Origin of the sequence: Lysobacter ciconiae, assembly GCF_015209725.1 — a bacterium.
Lineage (GTDB): Bacteria > Pseudomonadota > Gammaproteobacteria > Xanthomonadales > Xanthomonadaceae > Novilysobacter > Novilysobacter ciconiae.
Genome location: NZ_CP063656.1, coordinates 1,048,021 through 1,074,119, shown reverse-complemented (window position 1 = coordinate 1,074,119; position 26,099 = coordinate 1,048,021). Strand labels below are relative to the sequence as shown.

Sequence of the window (26,099 nt, the reverse complement as noted above, 5' to 3'; positions counted from 1 at the left end):
CTCTTGCGCGGCGCGCCCGCGCATTTTTGTTTGCGGTGCCCGGGCACTGCGATCAACCCTGCGGAGGAGCAACACCGATGCCCAGCGCCACCCACTCAAACGCCATCGCCAGCAAGCTTGCGCCCCTGCGCGCCCACGGCGGCTCGCGCCGCACGGTCGGCCTGGATGATGCGGTCCTGGCCCAGTTCGCCGACAACGCCGAGCTAGGCGAAGCGGTGGATGCCGCCGTGGCCGAATACGCCGAGGTGAAGAAGCATTTCGCCGACCTGCTGGACCTGGACGAAGCCAGCCAGATGCAGAAGCTGCAGGCCGGGTTCATCAACTTCTACCAGGACGACGCGGTCAACCCGTACGTCGCCCTCGCCGCCCGCGGTCCGTGGATCGTGACGCTGAAGGGCGCGGTGATCCACGACTCCGGCGGTTACGGCATGCTCGGCTTCGGCCATGCGCCCGCGCAGGTGATCGCCGCCATGGCCAAGCCACAGGCGATGGCGAACATCATGACCCCGAGCATCTCCCAGCTGCGGCTGAGCACGCTGCTGCGCGAGGCGATCGGTGTCGAGCGCGAGTGTCCGTTCACCCACTTCATGTGCCTCAACTCGGGCTCCGAGTCGGTCACCCTGGCCGCGCGGATCGCCGATGCGAACGCCAAGACGATGACCGACGAGGGTGGCAAGCGCGCCGGCCACCGCATCAAGCGCCTGGTGGTCAAGGGCGGGTTCCACGGCCGCACGGATCGACCGGCGCTGTACTCCAACTCCACCCGCAAAGCCTACGAGCAGTACCTGGCCAGCTACCGTGGCGAGGACAGCGTGATCGTCGTGGAGCCCTACGACATGGACGCGCTGAAGCAGGCATTTGCCGACGCGGATGCCAAGGGCTGGTTCATCGAGGCGATGTTCCTTGAGCCGGTGATGGGCGAAGGCGACCCCGGCCGCAGCGTTCCCGTCGAGTTCTACAAGACCGCCCGCGAGCTGACCCGCGAACACGGCTCGTTCCTGCTGGTGGACTCCATCCAGGCCGGCCTGCGTGCCAATGGGGTGCTCTCGATCATCGACTACCCCGGTTTCGAAGGCGTGGAAGCGCCGGACATGGAAACCTATTCCAAGGCGCTCAATGCCGGCCAGTACCCGCTGTCGGTGCTGGCCGTGAACGAGCGCGCCGGCAATGCCTATCGCAAGGGTCTGTACGGCAACACGATGACCACCAACCCGCGCGCGCTGGATACCGCATGCGCGGTGCTTGAGATGGTTACGCCGGAGCTGCGCGAGAACATTCGTGCCCGTGGCGCCGAGGCGCTGGAGAAACTGGAAGCACTGAAGTCCGAACTGGGCGGCATGATCACCAAGGTCCAGGGCACCGGCCTGCTGTTCTCGTGCGAGCTGTCGGATGAGTTCAAGTGCTTCGGCAGCAACTCGACCGAGGAATGGCTGCGCGAGCACGGCATCGGCGTGATCCACGGCGGCGCCAATTCGCTACGCTTCACCCCGACCTTCACCAGCACCAGCGCCGAGATCGAGCTGCTGGTCAATATGGTCGGTCGGGCGTTGCGCGAAGGTCCGCGCGCCAGCAACTGACGTCGCGCAAAACGACTGCGCGGGTGTTCGCGCTGTTCAAGCGCACGAGGAGCCGGGGAAACCCGGCTTTTTGTTGTTCTTTTCCGGACTCCCGGTGGCGACCGGAACGGCGGGAGGGGGGCGTGAGCTGCATGCCTTCCGGGCGAATGTCCCCCGGCCGCCGCCTGCGGCGGCCTCCTCCTTTATTTCGCCCCGAAGGCATCCAGCTCACCCCTGAGGTGGGGTGTCCGCTTTTACAACCACCAGCGATGTTGGAACGGCGGGGGTGAATGCCCTTGCGGCGAAATAAAGGAGGAGGCACCGGCTTCATCGGTGCCGGGGGACATTCGCCGCAAGGGCATTCACCCCCGGCGCCACCCGCTGCTCCGCAGACGCATTTCATTTACGCTCTCTCCAGAGACCGGCGCTATCGATCCATTCCATCCAATCAACTGGCAAGCCTTCGGCCGCGTAGGCAGACTGAAACGAACGGGAGGAAGTGCAACTCCCGTCACAGGTTCAGCCCCCCAGCAATTGACGCCAGGAGTTTCCCCATGAGTAAGCCACACGACAAGACCGCGACCGGATCCACCACCGGCTCTGGCAGTCCCGCACCCAGCGACCGCAATTCGCTGACCGTCGGCGCGAACGGCCCGATCCTGCTGCACGACGTGCACTTCCTCGAGCAGATGGCGCATTTCAACCGCGAAAACGTCCCCGAGCGCCGGCCGCATGCCAAGGGTGCCGGCGCGTTCGGGGTGTTCAAGACCACCGCCGACGTGTCGCGCTACACCCGCGCGGCGCTGTTCCAGCCCGGCGCGTCGACCGAGATGCTGGCGCGTTTTTCGACCGTGGCCGGCGAACTGGGCAGTCCGGACACGTGGCGCGACGTGCGCGGCTTCTCGCTGAAGTTCTACACCGATGAGGGCAACTACGACCTGGTCGGCAACAACACGCCGATCTTCTTCGTGCGCGACCCGATGAAGTTTCCGCACTTCATCCGCAGCCAGAAGCGTCTGCCCGACTCGGGCCTGCGCGACAACCACATGCAGTGGGATTTCTGGACCAACAACCCGGAATCCGCGCATCAGGTCACCTACCTGATGGGCGAGCGCGGGCTGCCTCGGACGTGGCGCCACATGAACGGCTACGGCTCGCATACCTACATGTGGATCAACGCGGCCGGCGAGAAGTTCTGGGTCAAATACCATTTCCACACCCGCCAGGGCATGGCGTTTTTCACCAACGCCGAAGCCGCCGAGATGTCCGGCAGCGACGCCGATTTCCACCGCCGTGACCTGTTCGATGCGATCCAGCGTGGCGAGCACCCGGAGTGGGTCCTGTCCGTGCAGGTCATGCCGTATGCCGAGGCAAAGGACTACCGCTTCAACCCCTTCGACCTGACCAAGACCTGGTCGCACAAGGACTATCCGCTGATCGAAGTCGGCACGATGACCCTGAACCGCAATCCGGAGAACTTCTTCGCCCAGATCGAGCAGGCGGCGTTCTCGCCCGGCAATACGGTTCCCGGCATCGGCCTGTCGCCGGACAAGATGCTGCTGGGGCGGGCGTTCGCGTATGCCGACGCGCAGCGCAACCGCATCGGCACCAACTTCCACCAGCTGCCGGTCAACCAGCCCAAGGTGCCGGTGAACACCTACATGTTCGATGGCCAGATGGCCTACCACCACAGCGGCAACGCGCCGGTCTACGCACCCAACAGCGGCGAGCGCAGTTGGGCCGACGAGACCGGTCCGATGCCCGACGGCTGGGAGACCGACGGAGACATGGTCCGCAGCGCCTACACCCTGCACGCCGAGGACGACGACTTCGGCCAGCCCGGCACGCTGGTCCGCGAGGTCTGGAATGACGCCCAGCGCGCGCAGTTCGTCGAGCAGGTCGCCGGCAGCCTGCTGGGCGGCGTTCGCAGTCCGGTGCTGGAGCGGGCGTTCGAGTACTGGAAGAACGTCGACGCGGCTACCGGCCAGCAGATCGAGGACAAGGTGCGCAGCGGCATGGCACCCGAGCCCGCCGAAGGCATGGGCGAAGGCTGAGCCGGACCCGGCCGCGGGCCTGCGCGCTTCGGCGCCGGCCCGGGGTTTTTTGTTTCAGCACGTCGCGCCGGCTCGGCGTCAGGCGCGGCGTCGACGGCGATATCGGCCAACCAGCAAGACGCCGAGCGCAAGCACCGCAGCCAGGATCAGCTTGCCGATCAGGCGAACCTCGCCGCGCTTGGGCAATGGCTCCCCGGCTGGTGCAGAGTCGGTCGCGACGGGCGTGGCACTGACCGGATCTTTTGCGGGCGCGCCGGCCCCCAGATGCCACTTCCCACCACGCAGCTGCACCTTTCCGGCCAGCGGCGGCAGGTGCAGAGCGCGCCAGTGGATGCGTATGTCGCCGTTGCCCGGGTCGAGCGGGTTCAGGGCACTTCCCAGCCCGTCACCTTCCGGCTGGAAGGTCGCCGCCAGATTGGCCGGCAGGCGGGTGAAACCGGGGCGGAATTCCTGCCACTGGCCCAGCGCCTTGATCACCGACAGCTCCACCGGCTTGCCGTCGATGCTGACATCGCGCGCCCACCAGATACGGTTCTCCAGCGGGAAGCTGCGCGGGTTTTCATGACCGTCATCGAAAGCAGAGGAGTCCACCAGCGCCGGCTTCCATACCTGCTGATAGCCACCGCGCCCGTCGCGCTGCCATTGGTACATCTCGACCCGGCGCTCCAGCCCGAAACGGGTGGTACGCACGCCGAAGTCAGGATCCTCGATCGGCGCTGCCGATACCGGCTCGCCCATGGGAGCAGGCGGTTGCGGGTCGCTGCGCGGTGCCTCCTCGGCCCACGCACAGGCTGCCGCGCCTGCAAGGAGCAAGGTGGCCAGCAGCCGGCGCAGGCTCATGCAGCCAGCGACCTCGCGTGCAGCTCCGCCACTTCATGCGCGGTGCCGTAGCGGCCACGCTCGTCGCGGGTCACCTGGGCGAGTGCACAGCCGGGGTCATGGGTAAAAAACAGATGGACGTTGCGTTCCAGCATGTCCGCCAGGAAGCGTTTTTTCTCGTCGATCAGCAGTTCCGCATTGCGGTCATACCCCATCGTGATCGGCACGTGCACCCAGGGCCGGCCGGGAATGAGGTCGGCGCAGAACACCAGGCCGCCCATGTCCTGACCATCGACCCGTTCCGGGCCGATGATCTCGGCCAGCATCAGCCCGGGCGTGTGGCCATCGCTGTAATGGAACCGCACGGCCTTCCCGAGCGTGTCGGAAAACTCGCCGTCGACCAGCTCCAGCCGCCCGGTCGCCTCCAGCAGGCCGGGAAGCTCGGGAATGAAGCTGGCGCGGTCGCGGGGGTGGGGCTCGATGGCGCGCTGCCAGTGCTCGCGCCCCACTACATAGCTTGCGTTGGGGAAAACCAGACGGGGCGGCTGGCCTTCGTCCCAGGCGGCGAGCAAACCGCCGGCGTGGTCGAAATGCAAGTGCGACAGCACCACGACGTCGATGTCCTCCGGCTTGAAACCGGCGGCATCCAGTGACTCAAGCAGGACATGGCGATCCTCGACCACCCCGTAGCGCTCGCGCAGCTTTGGCTCGAAGAACGCTCCGATGCCCGACTCGAACAGCACCGTCTTGCCACCCAGCGGGCTGGCCAGCAACGCGCGGCACGCAAGGTCGATGCGGTTGTGCTCGTCCGACTCGACCCACTTGCTCCACATCGCGCGCGGCGCGTTGCCGAACATGGCCCCACCATCGAGCTTCTGGCTGTTGCCCATCAGCGACCAGAGTTTCATCGTCGACTCCATCGTTGCGCAGCCACCGCTGCCTCACCAACCATCATCGGTGATCGACACGATGGGCGAAAGCAGGCGCGACTCAGGGCCCGTCCAGCACCACCTCGACCTCACCCACCGGGTTGCGCGGGTCGGTACCGCCGGACAGCTCATCGGTCCGCTTGTCCCAGGCGACGGTCTGCAGGTTGCCCCAGGTGCCCTCGCCGGCATTCACGGTATGGCCCATTTTCTTCAGCGCCTTGACGGTCGCGGCGTCCAGCGCGCCGGGTTCGGCCGAGATGGCGTCGGGCATCCACTGGTGGTGGATGCGCGGCTCGGCCGCCACCGCCTGTGCGGTCATGCCCGCGTCGTAGCCGAGGATGCCGATCAACACCTCGGTAATGATCCGGCTGCCGCCCGGCGCACCCAGCACCGCGAGCTTGTCGGGCGAATCGATGTAGGTCGGGGTCATCGAGCTGAGCATGCGCTTGCCCGCCTGCACCGCGTTGGCGTCAAAGCCCATCACGCCGAAGGCGTTGGGCGTGCCGGGCTTGAGCGCGAAGTCGTCCATCTCGTTGTTGAGCAGCACGCCGGTACCCGGCGCGATCATGCCCGAGCCGTACAGCAGGTTGACGGTCTGGGTCGCCGAGACGATGTTGCCGTCGGTATCGATGATCGAGAAATGGGTGGTCTCGTCATCCTCCATCGGCGTTGGCTGGCCGGAAAGCAGCTCGCTGGGCGTCGCCTTGTCGGGATGGATTGTCGCCCGCAGGCCGGCGGCGTAGGCCGGGTCGGTCAGCATCGCGATCGGCATCTGGACGAAATCCGGATCGCCCATGTAGAGGGTGCGGTCACGGTAGGCGCGGCGCATCGCCTCCACGATCAGATGGGTGCGCTGCGCGGAATCGAGCTCGGAGAGGTTCCACGGCTGCAGCACCTGCAGCATTTCCGCCAGGGCGACCCCGCCCGATGACGGCGGCGGCGCGGTGACCACTTTCCAGCCACGGTAGTCGAAGCTGATCGGCTCGCGCTCGCGGATCCGGTAGCCGGCCAGCTCGGCGGCAGTCCAGCGGCCGCCCTCCTCGGCCACCGCCGCCAGCAGTTGATCGGCGACCTGGCCCTGATAGAAGCCGGCATGGCCACGCTGGGCCAGCAGCTCCAGCGTCTGCGCCAGGTCTTCCTGCTTGAGGATGTCGCCTGTCCGGGGGGCACGCCCATTGGCCAGGAATACCTCGCGCGTACCGCGATAGCGCTCCATCACCTTGCTGCGGGTTGCGTAGCCTTTTTCGAGCCGGCCGTAGACGGGGAAACCCTCGCGGGCAAGCCGGATCGCGGGCGCAAGCGAGGTGGCCAGCGGCAGGCGGCCGTACTCGTCGGCCAGATGCACCAGCGCCGCGGGCAGGCCGGGAATGCCGGCCGACCAGGGCCCGTTGGTGGCACGGTCGCGGTTGAGCTCGCCCTTCTCGTCCAGATACGCCTCGGGTGTGGCCGATTCGGGCGCCGTCTCGCGGGCATCGACAAAGACGTCGCGGCCGGTTTTGGCATCGTGCAACAGGAAGAATCCGCCACCGCCGATCCCCGAACTGATCGGCTCGACCACCGAGAGTGCTGCAGACACGGCAATTGCCGCATCAAAGGCGTTGCCGCCCTGATTGATGATCTGCGCCCCGGCTTCGGTCGCCAGCGAGTGCGCGCTTGCGATCGCCGCGCCAGGCGGAGTCGCCGCGTTCGCTGGCGTGGTGCGTGACACCGATGCCGCGCGAAGCGAAGAGTCCGCGGTCGTCGCGCAGCCCCCGATGGCGAACGCCAGCAACGGCGCCAGGAAACCGGTTACCACTGCGGTTCGCGTCGCAATTCGCATCACATCACTCCTGTTCTTGCTGCAACCGGGCCAGCTTGGCCAGCAGCTGGCCGGTTGTTTCGGGAAAATCGGGATCCGGGTCAATGCATTCCACCGGACACACCACCACGCACTGCGGCTCATCAAAATGGCCCACGCACTGCGTGCAGCGCGCCGGATCGATCACGTAGATCTCCTCACCCTGCGAGATGGCCTGGTTGGGGCATGCCGGTTCGCAGACATCGCAGTTGACGCAAAGCTCGTTGATCTTGAGGGACATGGGCTGCCGCTATGCGCGGATGGGGCAAGCCCCACCACGCGCTGTTACTCGTAATGAAGCCGAGGGTTTACTTGGCTTCGACAAACACGTATTCGACACCGGCCGGCGTCACCGCCTGCTGGACACGCTCGCTGTCGGCGGGCGCGCCGATGAAGAGCAGACGCACGCCCTTCATCGAACCCGGGCCGACCTTCTGGAAGGCGCCAACAATGATGTCGGCCATCATCGCCGACTCGGGCGAACCGAAGGCCACCAGGTTGCCTTCCACGATGCCGCGCTGCATCGCGTTCTCGATTTCCTCGCGCAGGCGCTCGTGGGCGCCTTCGAAGCCTTCGCTGTCGCTGCTGGGCAGGTAGTACAGGTACGGGCTGGAGGTCACGTCGCCCATGTTGCGGGTCACCACCGCGGACAGGTAGCTGCCCCACTCGTTGTCATCGTTGGTGGTCGGCGCCGACAGCGGCGCAAGCGCGACCGCGGCATCTTCGGTGGTCTCGGTCGGAGCCTTGTCGCACGCGGCCAGCAACGGCAGCGACAACAGGGCGGCAAGCATCAGGCGGGCGGTGGTGTTCATGGCGTTCCCCATTCTTGTTGGTTGGAATATGACGTCGGCGAGGTGCCGGCGATCAGGCGGTGGTGCGTTGCCATTCGCGCTGAAGCGCCTCGGCAACCGCGGGCGGGACGAAACCGGAGACATCGCCCCCCAGGCGGGCTATCTCGCGGACCAGCGATGAAGAGATGAAGCTGTACTGCTCGGCGGGAGTCAGGAAGAGCGTCTCCACGTCGGGGATCAGATGGCGATTCATGCTGGCCATCTGGAACTCGTACTCGAAGTCCGACACGGCGCGCAGGCCGCGCAGCACGACGCCGGCACCGATGCCGGAAACGAAATGCGCGAGCAGCGAATCAAATCCACAGACCTCGACGTTGGGATGATGATCGAGCGCTTCGCGGGCCAGCTCCACGCGCTTTGCCAGCGGCAGCGCAGGACTTTTGGACGGGCTTTCCGCCACGCCCACCACCAATCGATCAAACAGCGGCGCGGCACGATCGACCAGATCGATGTGGCCGTTGGTAATCGGATCGAAGGTGCCTGGATAGACGGCGGTGCGGTGTCGAGCCGGGGTCATTGGGCAAAACGCTCCAGATCAGGGACGTCCGGCCGGGCCGGATCAATGGGGAGTGTATCAACGCCGGCGCGGGTGCCGTCGCCTGCCGTCAGTACCGGGCGATGCCGGTAAAGGGCATGGCGGACTTCGCGGGTCCTGCCTTCACGGTGCAGGCTCCAGGTTCCGGGCAGCGTCACCGGCTCGTCGACGGGCCCTTCGACGTGCAGCCATGCGCCGTCCCGCATCAATGGCAGCACGCCGGCCAACGCGGGCTCAAGAAGCCCGGTGGCGAAGGGCGGGTCAACGAAGGCGATGTCGAAGCTGGCGCGCGGCTGCGTCGGCAGCCAATGCATGGCATCGGCCTGCACCACCCTGGCCGCGTGGCCGCCCTGCAGTCGTTGCGTGGTGGCCAACAGGCTCGCTGCCAGCACAGGGTCGCGCTCGACCAGTACCGCCGATGCGGCGCCACGCGACAGCGCCTCCAGTCCGAGGGCGCCGCTGCCGGCGAACAGATCCAGCACCATGGCACCGTCGATCACCGGCGCCAGCCAGTTGAACAGGGTCTCGCGGACCCGGTCGGGGGTCGGCCGCAGGCCCGCCGAGTCGACAACGGGAAGCTTGCTGCCACGCCATCGCCCACCGATCACACGGACCTGGCCGGGGCCGTTGGCGACGGCGCGGGAAGGGTTACGGGCGGGCTTCTTCATGGGGTCGGAAAATCAGGCGGTGCTAGCATGGGCGCCATTCTCGCGCATTCGTGAAACCTACTGTCGATGGCCAGTTTCTTTCGCCGGAAAAAGCCCGGTTCCGCACCCTCCGAGCGCCGCTACAGCACCGAGGAGCTCGCCGCGGCGTTTCCGGGGGCGCAGCAGGAAAAAAGTGACGTTGAGAAAGTGGAAAGCGACGTGCCGCCGGCGCGTTCCGGGGTGGGCGCATCTGACCAGCCGTCCGCCCCGACGCAGCCGGCGCCGGCCGAGCTTGCTGGGCTGCGCGAGCGCCGGCAGGAGCTTGCGTCAGCGGAGACGGCCGAGCCGCCCGCGCCTGTTCGTACCGAGCCGCCGGTCGTTCCCGTTCCAACGTTATCCGAGCCTGCCCCTGCAGCACCGACGCCGGTAGAGACCCGCGCACCGACTGCACCATCTGTGCAGCCGGCGACTCCCGTACCGCCGCCTGTGCCGCCAGTGCCGTCCGCGCCGCCAGTCCGGCCCGCTTCCGACGTGCCGCGCCCGGTTGAGACCGTCGCGACACCAGCAGCAGATGCAGATACCGCTGAGCCCGCCCATAGCGCCTCCGTCGCGGCCGTCGGCCGGACCGACGCTCCGGCGAAAGGCGGCTGGCGCGAACGACTGCGCGGCACGGCGTTCGCGCGCACGTTCGGCGGACTGTTCCAGGGCAACCCCCGCCTTGACGATGACCTGCTGGACGAGATCGAAACCGCACTGATCATCGCCGACGTCGGGGTGACGGCGACCACCGATCTGGTCGAAGACCTGCGCAAGCGCATGAAGGCGCGTGAGTTCGCCGACTCCTCAGCCTTGCTGAAGGCCTTGCGCCAGGACCTGGTCGACCTGCTCGCTCCCGTTGCAGTGCCGCTGAGGATCGACGCCGCCGCCAAACCGTTCGTTGTCCTCACCGTGGGTGTCAACGGTGTCGGCAAGACCACGACCATCGGCAAGCTGGCGCGTCGCTTCAAGGGCGAGGGGCACTCGCTGATGCTTGCCGCCGGCGACACCTTCCGGGCGGCCGCGGTCGCCCAGTTGCAGACCTGGGGCGAGCGCAACGGCGTGCCCGTGATCGCCCAGGGCCAGAATGCCGATGCCGCCTCGGTGGCATTCGACGCGCTGCAGGCGGCCAAGGCGCGCGGCACCCAGGTGCTGATCGCCGATACGGCCGGCAGGCTGCACACCCAGCAGGGCCTGATGGCGGAGTTGGGAAAGATCAAGCGCGTCATGCAGAAGCTTGACCCCGCCGCCCCGCACGAGGTGCTGATGGTGATCGACGGCACGACCGGCCAGAACGCGCTCTCGCAATTGCGCCAGTTCCATGCGGCCGTGCAGGTGACGGGGCTCGTCGTGACCAAGCTGGACGGCACCGCCAAGGGTGGCGTCGTGTTCGCCCTGGCCCGCGAATTCGGCATCCCGATCCGCTATGCGGGCATCGGCGAGAAGCTCGAGGATCTGCGGGTCTTCGATGCCGAGGCGTTCGTGGACGCGCTGTTGCCGGACACGCTCGGCGGCTGACGCGCGCGCCATGCCCGCGGAAACCACTCCCGCGCCCCGCTCCGCTTGGCGACGCGGCGGTCGGATTGCCGCGATCGTCGCTGTGGTGGTCCTCCTGGGCCTCGTCGCGTCGATCGGCTGGATCTCGCGTCCTGCACGGCTGAGCGAGTTGATACTGGATCAGGTCGGAACCTCGCTCGGACTGCGGATCACCGCATCGGGACCAAGTGAATACCGCCTGCGCGGAACGCCGATGCTGACCGTTCGCGGCCTTGACGTTCGCCAGCCCGGCAGCGCGACGGCCCTGCTCACCGCCGAGCGCGCTTATCTGGCATTGCCATGGGCAACCCTGTGGGCCGGTGGCGAAGACCTCACCATCGGCCGGGTCGAGCTCGACGGGCCGCAGCTCGATCTGAGCGCGCTGCAGGACTGGTTGGCAACCCGGCCAGAGGGCGGGCCGCTGCGCATGCCCACGCTGACCGATGGCCTGCGCATCACCCGCGGCCTCGTGGCGGGCGATGGCTGGTCGGCGGATCGTCTGGGTATTGCCACCGATCACGTGTCGGCGAGCCAAGCGCTTGCTGCGCGCGTGACCGGGAGCCTGCGCATGTCCACCACGACCGCCCCGTTCGATTTGCAGTTGGCCCTGACCCGACCGGCGATCGGCGCCGGTGCCGCCATTGCGGGCACCGCCAGTGTTCGCAGCGGGCAATCGCGGATGCCGCTGGCGCTGAACCTGTCGGGAGTCCTGCGCGACGCCGCGGACGGAATCGGCCTGGATGCAACCCGGCTGGGCGTCCACGCACGCTGGCTTCGCGAGCCCTCCGACGAAGATCCCACGATTGCATTTGCGCTGGGAATGTCCGGCCGCGTGCGCTATCGAGGCGGCGACCTGGTCGTGGCGCCGCTGGCTGCAGCCGTCCGTGGGCAGGACAAGGTCCCGGAGAGAGTCGACGCTACCGGTTCCCTCGCGCTCGACGATGCCCTTGCGCTTCACCTCTCAGGCCAAGTTGCCGATTGGCCCGCGCAATGGCCGGCACTGCCCGCGCCGCTGGGCGAATCGGACTCCCCACTCCCGTTCACCGTGGACTACGCCGGCACTACCGACTTTTCGGACCCGCTGAACCTGCAACTGAGCCGGGACGAAACCCGCTTCGACGGACAATTCCGGCTGCCCGAGCTGACTGACTGGATCGCGCAGCTGGCCGACGGCACCCCGCTGCCGCCCCTCACGGGAACCCTGACGACGCCACGGATTGAAGTCGTCGGTGCGACCCTGACCGGCGTGCGACTACAAATCGATGACGGCGACCACGAGGGCGGCGACGGGCTGCCGGACCCCGATCGCCTTCCGGATTCCGGACCGGGCCGATGAAGGCGACCGTCAAGGCAGACAGCTTCGCCAGCCGCCTGCTGCACTGGTTCGACGACCACGGCCGTCACGATCTCCCGTGGCAGCATCCGCGCTCGCCTTACCGGGTCTGGCTGTCGGAGGTGATGCTCCAGCAAACCCAGGTCAAGACCGCCGCGCCCTACTTTGAGCGCTTCGTCGCCGCCCTGCCCAGCCTGCAGGCCCTCGCCGCCGCACCGATGGATGACGTCCTCGCGCTGTGGTCGGGGCTTGGCTACTACAGCCGCGCGCGCAACCTGCACCGGGCCGCGCAGGAGTGCATGTCTGCGCACGCCGGCGAACTGCCCCGTGACCTTGACGCCCTGGTCGCGCTGCCGGGCATCGGCCGCAGCACCGCCGCAGCCATCCTCGCCCAGGCCTGGGGCGACCGCCACGCCATTCTCGATGGCAACGTGAAACGGGGCCTTGCGCGATTCCACGGCGTGGACGGCTGGCCCGGATCGCCTGCGGTCGAGCGCCAGCTGTGGGTGTTTGCCGAGCAGCACCTGCCCCATGACCGCCTGGCCGACTACACCCAGGCGCAGATGGATCTGGGTGCGACGATCTGCACCCGCGCCCGCCCATCATGCGGCTCCTGCCCATTGTCCGCGGATTGCGCCGCCTACCTTCATGGCCGCACCGCGGAGCTGCCAACACGCAAACCCGCGAAGGCCGTGCCGCACCGCCAAGCATGGATCATGTGGCTGGAGGACGAAAACGGCCGCGTCCTGCTGCAAAAACGTCCTCCCGTTGGCATCTGGGCATCGTTGTGGACCCTGCCGCAAGCCGACGATGACGCCACGGTGGCGGACTTCCTGCGCGCTCATATCGACGGCGCCAACGGCGATGGGGATGTGTTGCCACCGATCGCCCACGCTTTCAGCCACTACAAGCTGGACCTGTTGCCCCGGCGGTGGCGCGGAGTCGCCCTGCGCAGCGCGGTGCAGGACAATAACCATTCGCGCTGGGTCGCACCGGCAGATCTGGCCACGCTGGGCATCCCCGCGCCCATCCGCCGCCTGCTGGAAGGCGGCCGACCATCCCACGAGGAATTCGATGACCCGTACCGTCTACTGTGAATTCGAGAAGCGCGACGCCGAAGGCCTCGACTTCGCGCCCTGGCCCGGCGAGGCCGGCCAGCGCGTCTTCGCCCACATCGGCAAACCCGCATGGGCGAAATGGCTGGCGCACCAGACCATGCTGATCAACGAAAACCGCCTGTCGCCGATGGACCCGGCGCACCGCAGGTTCCTGCAGGAGCAGATGCTCGCGTTCCTTTTCGAAGGCAACGTCACCCAGGTGGCCGGCTACGTCCCACCCGAACAGGACTGAGCCGGCTGGCTGATGACGCCATGCTCAATGCACCGAGCGCTCGCGCGCACGGCGCTCGGCGTTCTCCACCGCCTTGGTGTCGACCGGACGGATCTCCCTGATCCGGCACGGAAAACTTGTGTTCTGACGGTCCAGCACGACCACGCTGTCCATGCCGGCGAACACGGTCCCGCCCTGCGCGCTGAAGCCAATCGTGTGTGAGAAGTCCAGATCAGGGCAGCGGCCATCAAGTTCCAGCAGATACGCCTGGTGGCGACGCGTCCACACCGTCAGTGCGCTGTCACCGAGCGCCGTCCAGCTGTACAGGGTGCCGAAATTCTGGAAGCTGCGGACCGGCGCGCCCGCATGCGCGCGGTGGATCTCCAGACGCTGGTCATCGGTCAGGCGTGAGCCCGCGCTCGCGCACGCCCCCACAACCAGCGAAATCACAATGGCAAACAACAGATTCCTCATGACCGACTCCGATTTGGCAGCGGCCTGCTTCGCCGCGGGCCTGTGAACAGCAATGATCCCGTCACCGGCCTTCATCGGTGGTGAAGCGTGATCGACCGGCGCCGCAGCTTGCAGGCAAGCGACTGCCCCGCTATAGTTCCGCTCCTTCACGGCCAGCCCGTGACATGGCCGGGTAGCTCAGTTGGTAGAGCAGGGGATTGAAAATCCCCGTGTCGGGGGTTCGATTCCCTCCCCGGCCACCATTTGGTGGATTCGCGTGAAGTAGATGGATCAAGGGCTGCGAGCAATCGCGGCCTTTTTTCTTGTCTGTCGTCCGCGTATCCCTCTCCGATGCATACGCTTCGGATATCCATCAACGGGCCGGCGCATGCGTCCGCACAGGACGCGCTCAGGGACGCGGCAACCCTCCCAAGCGGGGGACGATCCCCCGAGTCGGGCAGCTGGGTTCCTGGGCGACTGGGGGGCGATCCCGGACGGCTTCGGGGGACAGGATCGAGGGGGAGTTTCCGGACGTTCCGGGGGCGGATCTTCTGACTCCTGCGCGGGGGCTTTTCCTACCCGGCAATGCACATCGATCCGATGACCACATGTCAGACTTTTTCTCGGGTCCCGGTCAGGGAGACGCCATGCGGTAGGCTTGGCATGGGGATAGAGGAGAGGGGGCTCCTACATGGCAATGATCCGTTGTCTCGAATGCCGCAAGGACATCAGCGACAAGGCTGCAACTTGTCCACATTGCGGCGCGCCAGTCGATGCGGTCGCAGCTCGGGCGATGCAAGGAGCGAGTGGCCGACGGGCTTTGAAGTGGATCGGAGGCGGTATCGCCTTGCTGATCTTGGTTCGCATGTGCAGCAGCATCGGCGCTCCGTCCAACGAGGAGATTGTGCCAACAGCGCCCACCCCTCCAGTTGCGGCGGCCAAGCCGGTACCCGATGAGGCAATGTTCAAGACGTGGGCCGCTGGCCTTACCGACGAATCCGTGCCGGCGTCGCTCCGAGAGAGCTACGCAAAGAACATCATCGCTGAGTTCCCAGACCGGCCCGAGGCTGCCGCAGCCAAGGAGGACTTGCCGAAGCTCAGCGCGCAGGTGGAAGAAGAGAAGACTTACGGCGCATGGTCGTACAGCAATGAAGAAGATGGCATGTCGGGCAAGCGCATCGAATACGCCGCCGTCGCTAGCGACAACGTCCTCAGTCTAGATTTTCCGTATCAGGGCGCGCAGCGCGGAACGCTAGCGATTCGACGCCATCCCAAGTGGGGCAACGATGTGATCGTCTCAATCGAAAAGGGACAGATCCTCTGCAGTAGTTACGAGTGTCCGGTGCGCATCCGATTCGATGATGCCCAACCCGTCACCTACAGCGGAAACGAGCCCGCCGACAACAGCAGCGAGACTGTCTTCTTACCGTACAGCATCGCCAAGAAGTTGCAGTCGGCGAAGCGGGTCAAGATCGAGATGAACCTCTATCACAACGGAGTGCAGGTACTGGAGTTCAACGTCAAGGGTTTCAATCCTCAGCGAATGAAACAGCAGTAGCCCTCGACGCCCTGGCTCTACAAGGGCATTAGACCTTTGACCTTGAAGTAGATGAAAGCGGAGACGGCAAGGACGACGGCGATCTGAACGGCCTTGGCGATCCATAGGGTCCGCTCGCGCCGCGTCATCCGTCCGCAGACTTCGCATTCGGTGTCTCGCTTTAGCAGCATATGGCCGCAATGGTCACAGGCGATGGTGCGGTATCTGGGCATGGTCGAGGCCTAAGAGTGAAGGGCCCCAGCATTGTCTCGGCAAGTCTCATCCGCTGAGATCGAGTCGCGGCCTATGCGACGGGGAACCGCGACGATAACCCCACGGCCCACGGGGCGACTGGGTAGATATGCAACCATTAAGCGATATCAGGGATTTATTGAGGGGGGCACCATGAACACACCTGTACTTCCGCCACTACCGGTGCTTAGCGCCCCAACTTCACGGATGAAGATCCAGAAGTTTCGCGTAGCAAGGCATAGCCGCGCTGTCCCGAAGCTGGGAGACCTGCTTACGCAGATTCACGGCAATGCCATCGCAAGTCGCACGCGCACGATTAACGGTGTCAAGTTCCGACTGGACGATGTTGTTCAAGACCCGGCTACCGGGCTGTGGCTGCTCAACTTCGTTCGCAATCGAACGGGCCACGGGCCAGGACGCTTCCACGCATCGCAATCCATTCAGGGCTTCGCTTTCGCCTCTGGTGAGTCGTTCGGCGAAGACACTGCGGCTCTTTACGATCCGGCTACGCGCTACATGTACATCCAGTACAACCACATCGGAGTGAGGCATAGCGCGATGGCGACGTACCTCAGCATCTATTCCGGCCACGAACCGGGCTACCGGATTTCCCCGAAGCTCGAGCATGACGCAGAGCGCAGGTTCCAGAATCAGGACATTACGCGTCGCATTGAGATTGGATTTGACCTTACCAAGATGGGACCGGCTGACAGGATTCAAGGCAATTCTCTGACTGACGCGGCGGAGATCGGCCAGGGATATTCGGCGGACAAACTATTCTTGACCCTGACCATCTCGAAGAGGGACCCACGAAAGTCTCTTCAGGAAATTAAGGACGACGTTCTAGCAGTGCTGCCCTTTGCTGGACTCCTTAAGGCCAGGGCGTATGGCGGCGACGAGCCGGAGACGACGGTAACGGTTGGCAAGCGGGGCAAGCGCAAAGAGACGGTCGCGAAGGCCGAGTTTGAGCCTATCGATCTGCTCGAAGAGTTGATCGAAACCGAAGCAACCATTCATCTCGGAGCCGATTACCGGCTGCCTTTGCAAGCTCGATATGATGCATTGAAGTCCGCGTCCACACGGATCTGAAATGAAGCTAACCCCACTACAACGCGAACGCTACTACCCCTACGTCGGGGGTATGGTCGCGTTTGCCGTGGTGTTGTGGATTCACCATAAGGGCTACTCGATTAGCTATAGCGAAAATATGCTGGCATCGCTTGTTTCGCTTGGCGGCATATTTGCGGGCTTTCTTGCGACAGTGAAGACCCTCTTGCTGACTATGAGCGGGCCTGTGCAGAAGCGGCTTAATGAGTCTGGGTACATAGAAGATTTGTTGCGCTACCTACGCGAAGGAATCTACGGATCGTTGCTTCTATGCATCCTGGCGATGGTCGGTTTTGCTAATGCGATAAAGTTTCCCGAGATCCATGCTGCGCTGCTTTTTGGGCTCCTCAGTTTCGCACTTCTCGCTTTGTACCGGATCACGCGCATTTCCGTCGCGTTGCTAGTGAGCAACAACTCTGACGATCCGGACGAGGAGTGACACTGGCACCCCCGGCGTCCCCACCGGCCGAGGACGAGCCCTTAGACGCCCGGGGCGCTGCCTAGCGTGAGAAGAACTGGCGGTGCGAGTACTCGCGCAGGGACTCGGCCGTAGCGCACGTTGATTCGGACAGCCCGAAGACGGCGATGGCGAGGGCCAGCACCAGGTCATCGTGCTCGCCTTCGCGGGCATTGAACGTCGCGCTGCCTGCGTCTGTGTACTTCACCCGGAACTCCTGCAACTCGCGGGTCAGGACCGCCGCATCGGGCAGCGCGCGCGGGATGCGAAGGTCGCCGGAGTGCAGCAGCGCCTGTAGGCGGCTGACCAGCGTAACCTTCGGCACCGCGAAGCCGAAAACTCCGTTTCGGTCGTCTCGCGCCCGCCAGCGATCGTGATGGCCTCGCCGCGCAGCAATCCCGCCTGCCGGAACATATCGAAGACCGGACGGCCGACACCGGTGGAGTCGAGCAGGATGCGCGGCTTGAGCTTGTCCAGCGGCGCACGTTCCAGCCGATCCATGACTGCGCGCACCTGCGAGGGATACGGCGTGCCGCGCGGCAGACGCTCCATGTGGCGGATGCGATAGACGGGACGATAGCGCGGAATCGGGCCGATGTAGTGCGGGGCGTTGGCGCGTGCATGGACGCCAGTGATGCGCTCCACGATGACCACAGCGGTCGGATCGCGGGCCTGCCCGATATCGACGCCGACCGCCCAGGAACTGCGGTAATCAATTTCTGGCTGTTGCAGCGGCAGGGATTCCATCGGCCTAGCTGCAATGGGGTTCGAGGTCGTCATCGAGCGGCTTCGATGAGGTCGGATGCGAAGAACTGCTCGTCCGTGTCCACGAGCTCGCACAGGTACTCCTGCCGGAATTGCCAGTCGCCCATGCCTTGGCGTTCCTCTTCCAGCCATTCGGGGTCGATGCGCGGGCAGTCGTGCGCCGTGACCTTGATCCGTCCCCAACGATCCCCGCCGTACTCCCACGCCTCATAGAACCAGCCGCGCTTGCCGTAGGGCGTGGTCAGCGCGATCAACCGGCCTTGCGTCGTCGCGAGCATTGGGCGGATGCCCGCCATGAGGCCGTCTTCGACGCGGGAGGCTTCATCGACAATCACGACCTTTGCGCCAGAGAAGCCGCGGATGGTCGCTTCACTGCCGGGGAGCGCGATGATCCCCACGCCGTTCTCGATTTCCAGAGTGGTGACATTCTCGTTGACCACGCGGGGCGCGTCCTCGAGCGCGTGGTAGGTCTCTTTGACAGTGACTTAGCGCCACTCTACAGAGGAATTGCCAGGCAAAGCAAGGGGTTAGGGAGTGCCCGTGGACTCCTTGAAAATCCCCGTGTCGGGGGTTCGATTCCCTCCCCGGCCACCATTTGGTGGCACCGCAAGACCAAGCCCTGCAACGGCCACAGCCGCTGCGGGGTTTCGCGTTTCCGGGGTCCGGACTTTGCGGCGCCCGCACCATGCGCCGTAGTATGCTCGTGGCAATCAAGACGGAGCGGTCGACATGCGGGCAACACGCGGGATGCGGTGGGCGGTTTGGCTGGTTTGCGTTGCGACCCTGGTCGCGTGCGCCAGTGGACCGGTACGCCGGGTGTCAGAGCCCTCGGCCAGGATCCAGCAGCTCACCGTGCTCGCCGATGGCAGCTGGACGGCTGATCTGCGGATCGAGAACTTCAGCAGTATCCCGATGCGCTTTGACAGCCTTCAGTTGGCGATGAAAATCGGCGACCAGGACGCGGGCACGCTGAGCGCCCATCCCGCGCTGACCATTGGACCGGAGTCCGCCGACGTCATCAGCGTCACGGTCTCGCCTACGGTTGCCGCCAAACTCGCGGTCGCCGACGGGTTGGCGAGCCGCCAGGGCGTGCAGTACTCGCTGGACGGTATGGTGACCGCGACGCCCGACGAGCAGCGTCAGCGCGAGTTCAAGATCAAGCGCTCCAGCGCACTCAGCCCTGCCCCGGGTCTGTCCGGCGTGCTTCGCTGAATTTTGTTTCCCGATCGCGGCGTCGCGCTGCGCCGGCGCGTCCGGCACCCGCACGACGCCACCCCACTTTCCTCAAATAAAGCGAGGCCGGCATGAGCCAGTACAAAGCCCCCCTGCGGGATATGCGTTTCGTCCTGTTCGACCTGTTGGGCGCGGAATCAGAATTCCAGCGCCTGGGTTTTGCGGACGCCAGCCGCGAGCTCGTCGACGCGGTGCTGGACGAGAGCGCCCGTTTTTCCGAGGAAGTGCTCGCGCCGCTTAATGAAGTGGGCGACCGCGAAGGCTGCACTTTTGACCAGGCGACTGGCGATGTGACGACCCCGACGGGCTTCAAGGAAGCCTATTCGCAGTATGTCGACGGTGGCTGGACCGGCCTGGTCGCGTCCACCGAGTTCGGCGGCCAGGGCCTGCCGCAGGCAGTGGGCTTCGCGCAGAAGGAAATGATCGACGCCGCCAACCTTGCCTGGGGCAACTTCCCGCTGCTTTCCCACGGCGCGACCGAAGCGCTGGTGCATCACGGCGAGGACTGGCAGCGCGAGGTGTTCCTCAAGCCACTGGTCGAGGGTCGCTGGACCGGCACCATGTGCCTGACCGAACCGCACTGCGGCACCGACCTGGGACTGTTGAAGACCCGTGCCGAACCCAACGATGACGGCAGCTACGCCATCACCGGGACCAAGATCTTCATCACCGCCGGCGAGCACGATCTGACCGAAAACATCGTCCACCTGGTGCTGGCGCGCCTGCCCGACTCCCCGGCCGGCAGCAAGGGAATTTCCCTGTTTGTCGTGCCCAAGCTGCGCGTGGGACGCGACGGCAGCATGGGCGAGCCCAACCAGGTGCGCTGCGGCAGCATCGAGCACAAGATGGGCATCCACGGCTCGGCGACCTGCGTGATCAACTTCGACGGTGCCCAGGGCTATCTGGTGGGTCAGCCGAACAAGGGCATGAGCGGCATGTTCACCATGATGAACGCTGCCCGCCTCGCCGTGGGGCTGCAGGGCCTCGGACTGTCCGATCGCGCCTACCAGAACGCCCTTGCCTACGCCCGCGAACGCCTGCAGATGCGCTCGCTGTCGGGCCCCAAGTTCCCCGACAAGCCGGCCGATCCGATCATCGTCCACCCCGACGTGCGCCGCATGCTGCTGACCTGCAAGGCCCTCGTTGAAGGCGGCCGCGCGATGAGCTACCACGCCGGACTGCAGATCGACGTCGCCCACAACTCTCCCGACGAGGCACAGCGCAAGCAGGCCGACGATCTGGTCGGCTTCATCACGCCGATCGTCAAGGCCTGCCTCACCGAATGGGGCGTGGAGTGCACCTATCATGCGGTGCAGTGTTACGGCGGCCATGGCTACATCGCCGAGAACGGCGTCGAACAGCTCGCCCGCGATGCCCGCATCACGACGCTTTATGAAGGCACGAGCGGCATCCAGGCAATCGACCTGCTCGGCCGCAAGATCCTGCAACTGCAGGGTGCGGGTTTCAAGGTGATGCTGGGCATGGTCCAGCAGCTGTGCACCGAGCACGCCGACAACCCCGAAGTCGCCGAGTTCATCGCCCCGCTGCAGAAGCACGCCGCCCAGTGGCAGCAGCTCACCATGGAGGTGGTCGACAAAGCCAGCCGCGATCCGGAAGAGATCGGCGCGGCCGCCTACGACTACCTCATGTATTCGGGTTATGTGGCGTTGGCCTACTGGTGGGCGCGCAGCGTTGCCGTCAGTGAGGCGGGCAGCAGTTCGGACGGATTCAAGGCCGGCAAGCGCGAAACGGCGAAGTTCTATTTCGCCCGCATCCTGCCGCGTACCCTCACCCACGCAGCGGCAATCCGCAGCGGCAGCGCCTCCCTGATGACGCTAGACGCGGAGCAGTTCGACGCCTGAATCAACGAAATCCCGCACGGTGACGGCGAAAAACCTTGCGGACAAACCGGGCCGGATCGGGTATATGCTCGATTTCTCATGGAAACCGACACTGCGACGCGCTTCGTGGCCCGGACCCTGCCCCCCGCCACGTCCGGCGGCGGGTGGGAACCGGACACGCCTGTGTCCACCGGGCACGCCCTCGAGCACCTCGACTCCGTCCGCCTGCTGTCTCTTGACGCGCATGGGCGGGTACTGGACTGGATGAACTGGCAGCACGCCGCGTGCCTGTATGCGCGTGACGCGGTTGCCTGGACGCTGGGCGACCCCTGCCTGACCGTCCACGGCGGGCACAACCGCCGCAGCGGCGAACCCAGCGTGCTGCGACTGCATCCCATCGTTGCGGCGCGCGGTCACGCCAGCGCACGTGCGGTCAACCCGACGCCCACGCTGACCAATGCCGCGCTGTTTGCCCGCGATGCGCATCTTTGTCTGTACTGCGGCGGCCAATTCAACCGTCCCCAGCTGACCCGCGACCACGTGAAGCCGGTGTCCCGCGGCGGCCGCGACGTCTGGGAAAACGTCGTCGCCGCCTGCTTCCACTGCAACTCGCGCAAGGGCAACCGCAGCCCGCAGCAGGCCAACATGCCGCTGCTCGCCGTTCCCTACCGGCCGAGCTGGGTGGAGCACCTGATCCTGTCGAACCGCAACATCCTCGCCGACCAGATGGCGTTCCTGAAGAGCCAACTGCCGAAAAAGCACGCGCGCGACGGCCTCGTGCTGCGGACGTCCGCACTGGCCGCCGTCCGCTGACGTCAGCCGTGATGGGCTTGATTGACGCCCGCGGCACGCTCCGCGACACTGGGTGATTGTTAAGACATGGACTCGACAATGGCCCTCACCCTCGGCCTGACCGGTATGGATCCGGCCACTGAAGCGTCCCTCAAGGTCGCCTTCGCGGCTGCCAACTCCCAGCTCCTCAATGCCTGGTCGCTGTTGCCCGGTGACGCCGCCGAGCACGTGATCGTGGACATGGACAGCATGTACGGGCCGATGAGCTGGTTGCGCCTGCATGCGGCGGGCAAGACGGTGATCGGACTGACCTCGGCCCCGCGCACGCAGGCCGACTTCCGCCTGGCGCAGCCCTTCGATACCGGCTCGGTCCAGCGCCTGCTGACGGAGCTCGCGCCCGGAATTGCGCCGGTCAGCGAACCGCCCGTCATTTCCGAGTCTGTGCCCAGTGGTTTCTCCGCCGCCCCGCAGCCGCAGGACCAACTGCCCGAGGAACATCCGGTCCACGCCGACGAGGAGGCGAGCCCGCCCACTGGCCTGGACGCGGTTCCGGTCCCGACCGAGGAGCCGCTCGACCCGGTTGAGCCCGCCAGCGCGGCATCCGGAGTCATCGTGCCGGCGGCTCCGACCCTGACACCGCACGTTCCCCCGAGCGTTCCGCCGCCGGCACCCGCGGAGCCGCGCACCCTGACCGAGTGGCTCGCGTCGGGCCGCATCAACGGGCGGGTGGGTTTCCAGCGCGAGGGAGTCACCCTGCTGCTGGATCTGGACCGGCGCGAATACTTCGGACCGGCGACCCTCAGACCGCTTGTCCCGCACGTCACCAGCGAAGCCGTCGCCGCGGATTTCACCGAGGTCGCCGATTGGTCGCGCCAGGCCGCGGCATCGGGCGCGCCACAGCCTCTGTCGCGCCTGCTCTGGTTTGACGGGCTCCTGGCCGGCAGCGGGCAACTGCTCCCGGGGATCGATCCGCAGGCACGTTTCGTGATGCTCAAGTGGCCGCAGACCGAGCGCGAGTACCCGCGCCACTTCCGCATCGCCACGGTAATGATGAAGGGCGCGGCGACGCTGGGTGAGATCGCCGAGGCCAGCGGCGTACCGCTGGCCGACGTCACCGACTTCGTCAACGCCAACCTGGCCACAGGCTTTGCCGAGGTCGAGCGACTGCCCGAGCCGGAGCCCGAGCTGCGCAAGCCGACTGGGCTGTTCGGGCGCTTCCGCAGCCGCTGAACTCCGGCGGTCGCACGATCCGGGCCCGCCTTGCCCCGCCGCGACCCGGGCGGGACAATGGGGCACCACCGTCCGACGCCGTATTGATGATTGATCCGCAACGCTACCCTCGTCTCTCGCGCATCCAGGTGCCCGCCGACCTGCGCCAGTTCCCGGTCGAGGACCTGCCGGTCATCGCCGACGAGCTGCGCGGCTACCTGATCGAGCAGGTTGCGCAATCCGGTGGCCACTTCGGCGCCGGGCTGGGCGTGATCGAGCTGACGGTCGCCTTGCACTGGCTCTACGACACGCCCACCGACCGCCTGGTGTGGGACGTCGGCCACCAGACCTACCCGCACAAGATCCTCACCGGTCGGCGCGACCTGATCCACACGGTCAAGCAGAAGGCCGGCGTATCGCCGTTCCCCAAGCGCGGGGAGTCGGAGTACGACACCTTTGGCGTCGGTCACAGCTCGACCAGCATCTCGGCCGCCCTGGGAATGGCGATTGCGCTGCAGCGTGCAGGCGACGAGCGCAAGGTGATCGCCGTGATCGGTGATGGCGCGATCACCGGTGGCATGGCGTTCGAAGCGCTGGCGCACGGCGGCGGCATGGGCGATGAGCGCGACGGCATCGAGCCCAACCTGCTGGTCATCCTCAACGACAACCAGATGTCGATCTCGGAAAACGTCGGCGGGGTGACCCGGATGCTGGGGCGCCTGACCGGCAGCCGCACGCTCAACGCCTTGCGTGAGGGGGGCAAGCGCCTGCTGGGCGACAAACACCGGCCGGCAGCGAAGTTCGTCAAACGCTGGGAAGAACAATGGAAGGGCATGTTCGTCCCTTCAACGATGTTCGAAGAGTTGGGCTTCCACTACACAGGCCCGATCGACGGGCACGACATGGAAGCGCTGGTCGGCACGCTCAAGACCCTGCAGGGCATGAAGGGCCCGCAGCTGCTCCACATCATCACCACCAAGGGCAAGGGCTACGAGCGCGCCGAAGGCGACCAGATCGGCTACCACGCGGTCGGGCCGTTCGACCCGGAGCTCGGCATGATCAGCAAGGCAGGCGCCAGGAAACCGACCTACACCGACGTGTTCGGCGACTGGATCTGCGACATGGCCGCCGCCGATGAGAAGTTGATGGGGATTACCCCGGCGATGCGCGAAGGCTCCGGGCTGGTGCGCTTCAGCAAGGAGTATCCGCAGCGCTATTTCGATGTCGCCATCGCCGAGCAGCATGCCGTCACGCTGGCGGCCGGAATGGCCTGCGAGGGCGCCAAGCCGGTGGTCGCGATCTACTCGACCTTCCTCCAGCGCGGCTACGACCAGCTCATCCATGACGTCGCGCTGCAGGAACTGGACGTCCTCTTCGCCATCGACCGCGCCGGCGTGGTCGGTCCCGACGGGGCCACCCATGCGGGCAACCTGGACCTGAGCTACCTGCGGTGCGTGCCCGGCATGGTGGTAATGACCCCGGCCGACGAGAACGAGTGCCGCCAGATGCTGTCCACCGGCTACCGCTACGAGGGCCCTGCGGCCGTGCGCTACCCGCGCGGGAGCGGCACCGGGGTCGCGGTGCAACCGGCACTGGACGTGTTGCAGATCGGCAAGGCGCAGCTGCGCAGGCGTGGATCGCGCGTCGCCCTGCTCGCCTTCGGCGCGTTGGTGCCGGCTGCCGAGGAGGTCGGCCAGGCGTTGGGGCTGACCGTGGTCAACATGCGCTTCGTCAAACCGCTGGACCGGACGCTCATCCTCCAGCTGGCCGCCGAGCATCACGGACTGGTCACCATGGAGGACAACGTCGTCGCCGGCGGTGCCGGCAGCGGCGTGGCCGAACTGCTGGCGGCCGAGGGCGTCGACGTATCCATCCTTCACCTCGGCCTGCCCGATGCCTTCCAGGCCCACGGCAGCCGCGAGGAACTGCTGGCCGAGGCAGGCCTGGATGTCGCCGGCATCCGCAGCGCGATTGTCCAGCGCTGGCACGACCTCGACAGCGCGCCACCGCGTAGCGCGGTGAACTGACCGTCTCCGGAAACCAGACCGTCTGATCGCGGGAAACCAGACCGTCTGATCGCGCAAGAAAAATGCCCGCGGGATCTCCGCAGGCATTCTGGCAATTGCTGAAATTGGTCGGGGCGGCCGGATTTGAACCGACGACCACTTGTCCCCCAGACAAGTGCGCTACCAGGCTGCGCTACGCCCCGAAGATGTTGCCGTGCGCCGCTGTTCCGGCGACGCAAGAGTATAGCTGAAAATCAGTAAATCGCGACCCCTGCAGGGCATCCGCTGAACACGATGTCAGCGCCGCAGCATCTGCAGCACTTCCTCCAGCTCCATGCGGACCTGGCGGATGATCTGTGTGCTGAGCGCGGACTCGTCCTTGGCCTCCTCGCCTTCAAGACGTAGCCGTGCGCCGCCGATGGTGTAGCCCTGCTCGTACAGCAGGCCGCGGATCTGCCGGATCATCAGCACTTCGTGGCGCTGGTAGTAGCGCCGGTTGCCGCGACGCTTGACCGGCTTCAGGGAGGGAAACTCGGTCTCCCAATATCGCAGTACGTGCGGCTTCACGTCGCACAGCTCGCTGACCTCGCCAATGGTGAAGTAGCGTTTGGCCGGGATCGGCGGGAGCTCGCGGTTGCTGCCTGGATCAAGCATTTTCAGTTCCGGCGTAGGCCTCTACGCGTTCCTTCAATTTCTGCCCCGGGCGGAAGGTCACCACGGTCCGGGCCGAGATCGGGATCTCCTCGCCGGTCTTCGGGTTGCGACCCGGGCGCTCCTTCTTGCGCCGCAAATCGAAGTTGCCAAAGCCGGAAAGCTTGACCTGGCGTCCGCCCTGCAGGGCCAGGCGCAGGGAGTCAAAAAAGGCGTCGACGAACTCCTTCGCTTCACGCTTGTTGAGCCCGACCTCGTCGAACAGCCGCTCGGCCATTTCAGCCTTGGTCAACGCCATTATCCGTTCCATCCCCTGCTGCTGTGTGACTGACAA

The 26,099-nt window shown here is 65.9% G+C and carries 27 protein-coding genes and 2 tRNA genes; 15 read left to right on the top strand and 14 right to left on the bottom strand.

Going from position 1 to position 26,099, the window contains the following annotated elements:
* Positions 1–77 precede the first annotated feature (77 nt).
* The gene (locus INQ41_RS04990) at positions 78–1,577 is read left to right on the top strand and encodes an aminotransferase class III-fold pyridoxal phosphate-dependent enzyme (RefSeq protein WP_193986733.1); all 1,500 of its coding nucleotides are present in this window, start codon (positions 78–80) and stop codon (positions 1,575–1,577) included.
* Between the two features lie 533 nt (positions 1,578–2,110).
* Entirely contained in the window at positions 2,111–3,610 is a 1,500-nt protein-coding gene (locus tag INQ41_RS04985; RefSeq protein WP_193986731.1) for a catalase, read from the top strand.
* A gap of 78 nt (positions 3,611–3,688) precedes the next feature.
* Here the strand turns inward: INQ41_RS04985 and INQ41_RS04980 are convergent, their stop codons facing one another.
* From INQ41_RS04980 to rsmD, 7 genes are all read right to left on the bottom strand, one after another.
* Positions 3,689–4,450: a TMEM43 family protein gene (locus INQ41_RS04980; protein WP_193986729.1), complete on the bottom strand. Its 762-nt coding sequence runs from the start codon at positions 4,448–4,450 to the stop codon at positions 3,689–3,691.
* Positions 4,447–5,337, bottom strand: coding sequence for an MBL fold metallo-hydrolase (locus INQ41_RS04975; RefSeq protein ID WP_193986727.1), 891 nt, complete (start codon positions 5,335–5,337; stop codon positions 4,447–4,449). Before INQ41_RS04975 ends, INQ41_RS04980 begins: the two co-directional genes overlap by 4 nt.
* 82 nt (positions 5,338–5,419) lie before the next feature.
* Entirely contained in the window at positions 5,420–7,177 is a 1,758-nt protein-coding gene (ggt, locus tag INQ41_RS04970; protein WP_193986725.1) for a gamma-glutamyltransferase, read from the bottom strand.
* A 4-nt stretch (positions 7,178–7,181) separates the two neighbouring features.
* On the bottom strand, positions 7,182–7,436 hold the full coding sequence (locus INQ41_RS04965; RefSeq protein WP_193986723.1) for a YfhL family 4Fe-4S dicluster ferredoxin: 255 nt from the start codon (positions 7,434–7,436) through the stop codon (positions 7,182–7,184).
* Between the two features lie 67 nt (positions 7,437–7,503).
* The gene (locus tag INQ41_RS04960; protein ID WP_193986722.1) at positions 7,504–8,007 is read right to left on the bottom strand and encodes a hypothetical protein; all 504 of its coding nucleotides are present in this window, start codon (positions 8,005–8,007) and stop codon (positions 7,504–7,506) included.
* 52 nt (positions 8,008–8,059) lie between these two features.
* Positions 8,060–8,563, bottom strand: coding sequence for a pantetheine-phosphate adenylyltransferase (gene coaD, locus INQ41_RS04955; protein ID WP_193986720.1), 504 nt, complete (start codon positions 8,561–8,563; stop codon positions 8,060–8,062).
* The gene (gene rsmD, locus INQ41_RS04950; RefSeq protein WP_193986718.1) at positions 8,560–9,249 is read right to left on the bottom strand and encodes a 16S rRNA (guanine(966)-N(2))-methyltransferase RsmD; all 690 of its coding nucleotides are present in this window, start codon (positions 9,247–9,249) and stop codon (positions 8,560–8,562) included. The genes coaD and rsmD overlap by 4 nt, the downstream gene beginning before the upstream one ends.
* A gap of 66 nt (positions 9,250–9,315) precedes the next feature.
* On the opposite strand from rsmD, the gene ftsY reads away from it, so the two are divergent.
* Genes ftsY through INQ41_RS04930 form a run of 4 tightly spaced genes read left to right on the top strand, consistent with a single transcriptional unit; the run spans position 9,316 to position 13,483 of the window.
* Positions 9,316–10,782 carry a signal recognition particle-docking protein FtsY gene (gene ftsY / locus INQ41_RS04945; protein ID WP_193986716.1) on the top strand — a complete coding sequence of 489 codons (1,467 nt, stop codon included), beginning with the start codon at positions 9,316–9,318 and terminating at the stop codon, positions 10,780–10,782.
* A complete protein-coding gene (locus INQ41_RS04940; protein WP_193987392.1) occupies positions 10,691–12,136 on the top strand; it encodes an AsmA family protein in 1,446 nt (481 codons plus the stop codon). The genes ftsY and INQ41_RS04940 overlap by 92 nt, the downstream gene beginning before the upstream one ends.
* On the top strand, positions 12,133–13,230 hold the full coding sequence (gene mutY / locus INQ41_RS04935; protein WP_193986714.1) for an A/G-specific adenine glycosylase: 1,098 nt from the start codon (positions 12,133–12,135) through the stop codon (positions 13,228–13,230). Before INQ41_RS04940 ends, mutY begins: the two co-directional genes overlap by 4 nt.
* On the top strand, positions 13,208–13,483 hold the full coding sequence (locus INQ41_RS04930; protein WP_193986712.1) for an oxidative damage protection protein: 276 nt from the start codon (positions 13,208–13,210) through the stop codon (positions 13,481–13,483). Before mutY ends, INQ41_RS04930 begins: the two co-directional genes overlap by 23 nt.
* A 24-nt stretch (positions 13,484–13,507) precedes the next feature.
* Here INQ41_RS04930 and INQ41_RS04925 read toward each other — a convergent pair whose 3' ends face one another.
* Positions 13,508–14,011 (bottom strand): DUF6491 family protein, encoded by a 504-nt coding sequence (locus INQ41_RS04925; protein WP_228076707.1) that lies wholly within the window; start codon positions 14,009–14,011, stop codon positions 13,508–13,510.
* Between the two features lie 91 nt (positions 14,012–14,102).
* On the opposite strand from INQ41_RS04925, the gene INQ41_RS04920 reads away from it, so the two are divergent.
* From INQ41_RS04920 to INQ41_RS04905, 4 genes are all read left to right on the top strand, one after another.
* A tRNA-Phe gene (locus INQ41_RS04920) sits at positions 14,103–14,178 on the top strand.
* Positions 14,179–14,606: 428 nt separating this feature from the next.
* Entirely contained in the window at positions 14,607–15,473 is an 867-nt protein-coding gene (locus tag INQ41_RS04915; protein WP_193986711.1) for a zinc ribbon domain-containing protein, read from the top strand.
* A 438-nt stretch (positions 15,474–15,911) separates the two neighbouring features.
* The gene (locus INQ41_RS04910; RefSeq protein ID WP_193986709.1) at positions 15,912–16,793 is read left to right on the top strand and encodes a DUF6731 family protein; all 882 of its coding nucleotides are present in this window, start codon (positions 15,912–15,914) and stop codon (positions 16,791–16,793) included.
* Between the two features lies 1 nt (position 16,794).
* Positions 16,795–17,250 (top strand): hypothetical protein, encoded by a 456-nt coding sequence (locus tag INQ41_RS04905; RefSeq protein WP_193986707.1) that lies wholly within the window; start codon positions 16,795–16,797, stop codon positions 17,248–17,250.
* 61 nt (positions 17,251–17,311) lie between these two features.
* Here the strand turns inward: INQ41_RS04905 and INQ41_RS04900 are convergent, their stop codons facing one another.
* Genes INQ41_RS04900 through INQ41_RS04890 form a run of 3 tightly spaced genes read right to left on the bottom strand, consistent with a single transcriptional unit; the run spans position 17,312 to position 18,473 of the window.
* Positions 17,312–17,476, bottom strand: coding sequence for a hypothetical protein (locus INQ41_RS04900; RefSeq protein WP_193986705.1), 165 nt, complete (start codon positions 17,474–17,476; stop codon positions 17,312–17,314).
* A gap of 23 nt (positions 17,477–17,499) precedes the next feature.
* On the bottom strand, positions 17,500–18,015 hold the full coding sequence (locus INQ41_RS04895) for a hypothetical protein (protein WP_193986704.1): 516 nt from the start codon (positions 18,013–18,015) through the stop codon (positions 17,500–17,502).
* 29 nt (positions 18,016–18,044) lie between these two features.
* Positions 18,045–18,473 carry a terminase large subunit domain-containing protein gene (locus tag INQ41_RS04890; protein WP_193986702.1) on the bottom strand — a complete coding sequence of 143 codons (429 nt, stop codon included), beginning with the start codon at positions 18,471–18,473 and terminating at the stop codon, positions 18,045–18,047.
* Between the two features lie 307 nt (positions 18,474–18,780).
* Between INQ41_RS04890 and INQ41_RS04885 the strand changes: the two genes are divergently transcribed.
* From INQ41_RS04885 to dxs, 5 genes are all read left to right on the top strand, one after another.
* The gene (locus INQ41_RS04885; protein ID WP_193987220.1) at positions 18,781–19,245 is read left to right on the top strand and encodes an NDR1/HIN1-like protein; all 465 of its coding nucleotides are present in this window, start codon (positions 18,781–18,783) and stop codon (positions 19,243–19,245) included.
* A 92-nt stretch (positions 19,246–19,337) separates the two neighbouring features.
* Positions 19,338–21,128, top strand: a complete 1,791-nt coding sequence (locus tag INQ41_RS04880; protein ID WP_193986701.1) for an acyl-CoA dehydrogenase C-terminal domain-containing protein — start codon at positions 19,338–19,340, stop codon at positions 21,126–21,128.
* Positions 21,129–21,206: 78 nt separating this feature from the next.
* Entirely contained in the window at positions 21,207–21,920 is a 714-nt protein-coding gene (locus tag INQ41_RS04875) for an HNH endonuclease (protein ID WP_193986699.1), read from the top strand.
* 78 nt (positions 21,921–21,998) lie between these two features.
* Positions 21,999–23,129, top strand: coding sequence for a hypothetical protein (locus INQ41_RS04870; protein WP_193986697.1), 1,131 nt, complete (start codon positions 21,999–22,001; stop codon positions 23,127–23,129).
* 86 nt (positions 23,130–23,215) lie between these two features.
* Positions 23,216–25,135: a 1-deoxy-D-xylulose-5-phosphate synthase gene (dxs, locus tag INQ41_RS04865; protein WP_193986695.1), complete on the top strand. Its 1,920-nt coding sequence runs from the start codon at positions 23,216–23,218 to the stop codon at positions 25,133–25,135.
* Positions 25,136–25,240: 105 nt separating this feature from the next.
* Here dxs and INQ41_RS04860 read toward each other — a convergent pair.
* The 3 genes from INQ41_RS04860 to INQ41_RS04850 all read right to left on the bottom strand — a co-directional run bounded on the left by INQ41_RS04860 (position 25,241) and on the right by INQ41_RS04850 (position 26,063).
* Positions 25,241–25,317 (bottom strand) — tRNA-Pro (locus tag INQ41_RS04860).
* A 94-nt stretch (positions 25,318–25,411) separates the two neighbouring features.
* Entirely contained in the window at positions 25,412–25,768 is a 357-nt protein-coding gene (locus INQ41_RS04855; RefSeq protein WP_043958492.1) for a MerR family transcriptional regulator, read from the bottom strand.
* Positions 25,761–26,063: an integration host factor subunit alpha gene (locus INQ41_RS04850; protein ID WP_193986694.1), complete on the bottom strand. Its 303-nt coding sequence runs from the start codon at positions 26,061–26,063 to the stop codon at positions 25,761–25,763. The genes INQ41_RS04855 and INQ41_RS04850 overlap by 8 nt, the downstream gene beginning before the upstream one ends.
* Positions 26,064–26,099: the final 36 nt, after the last annotated feature.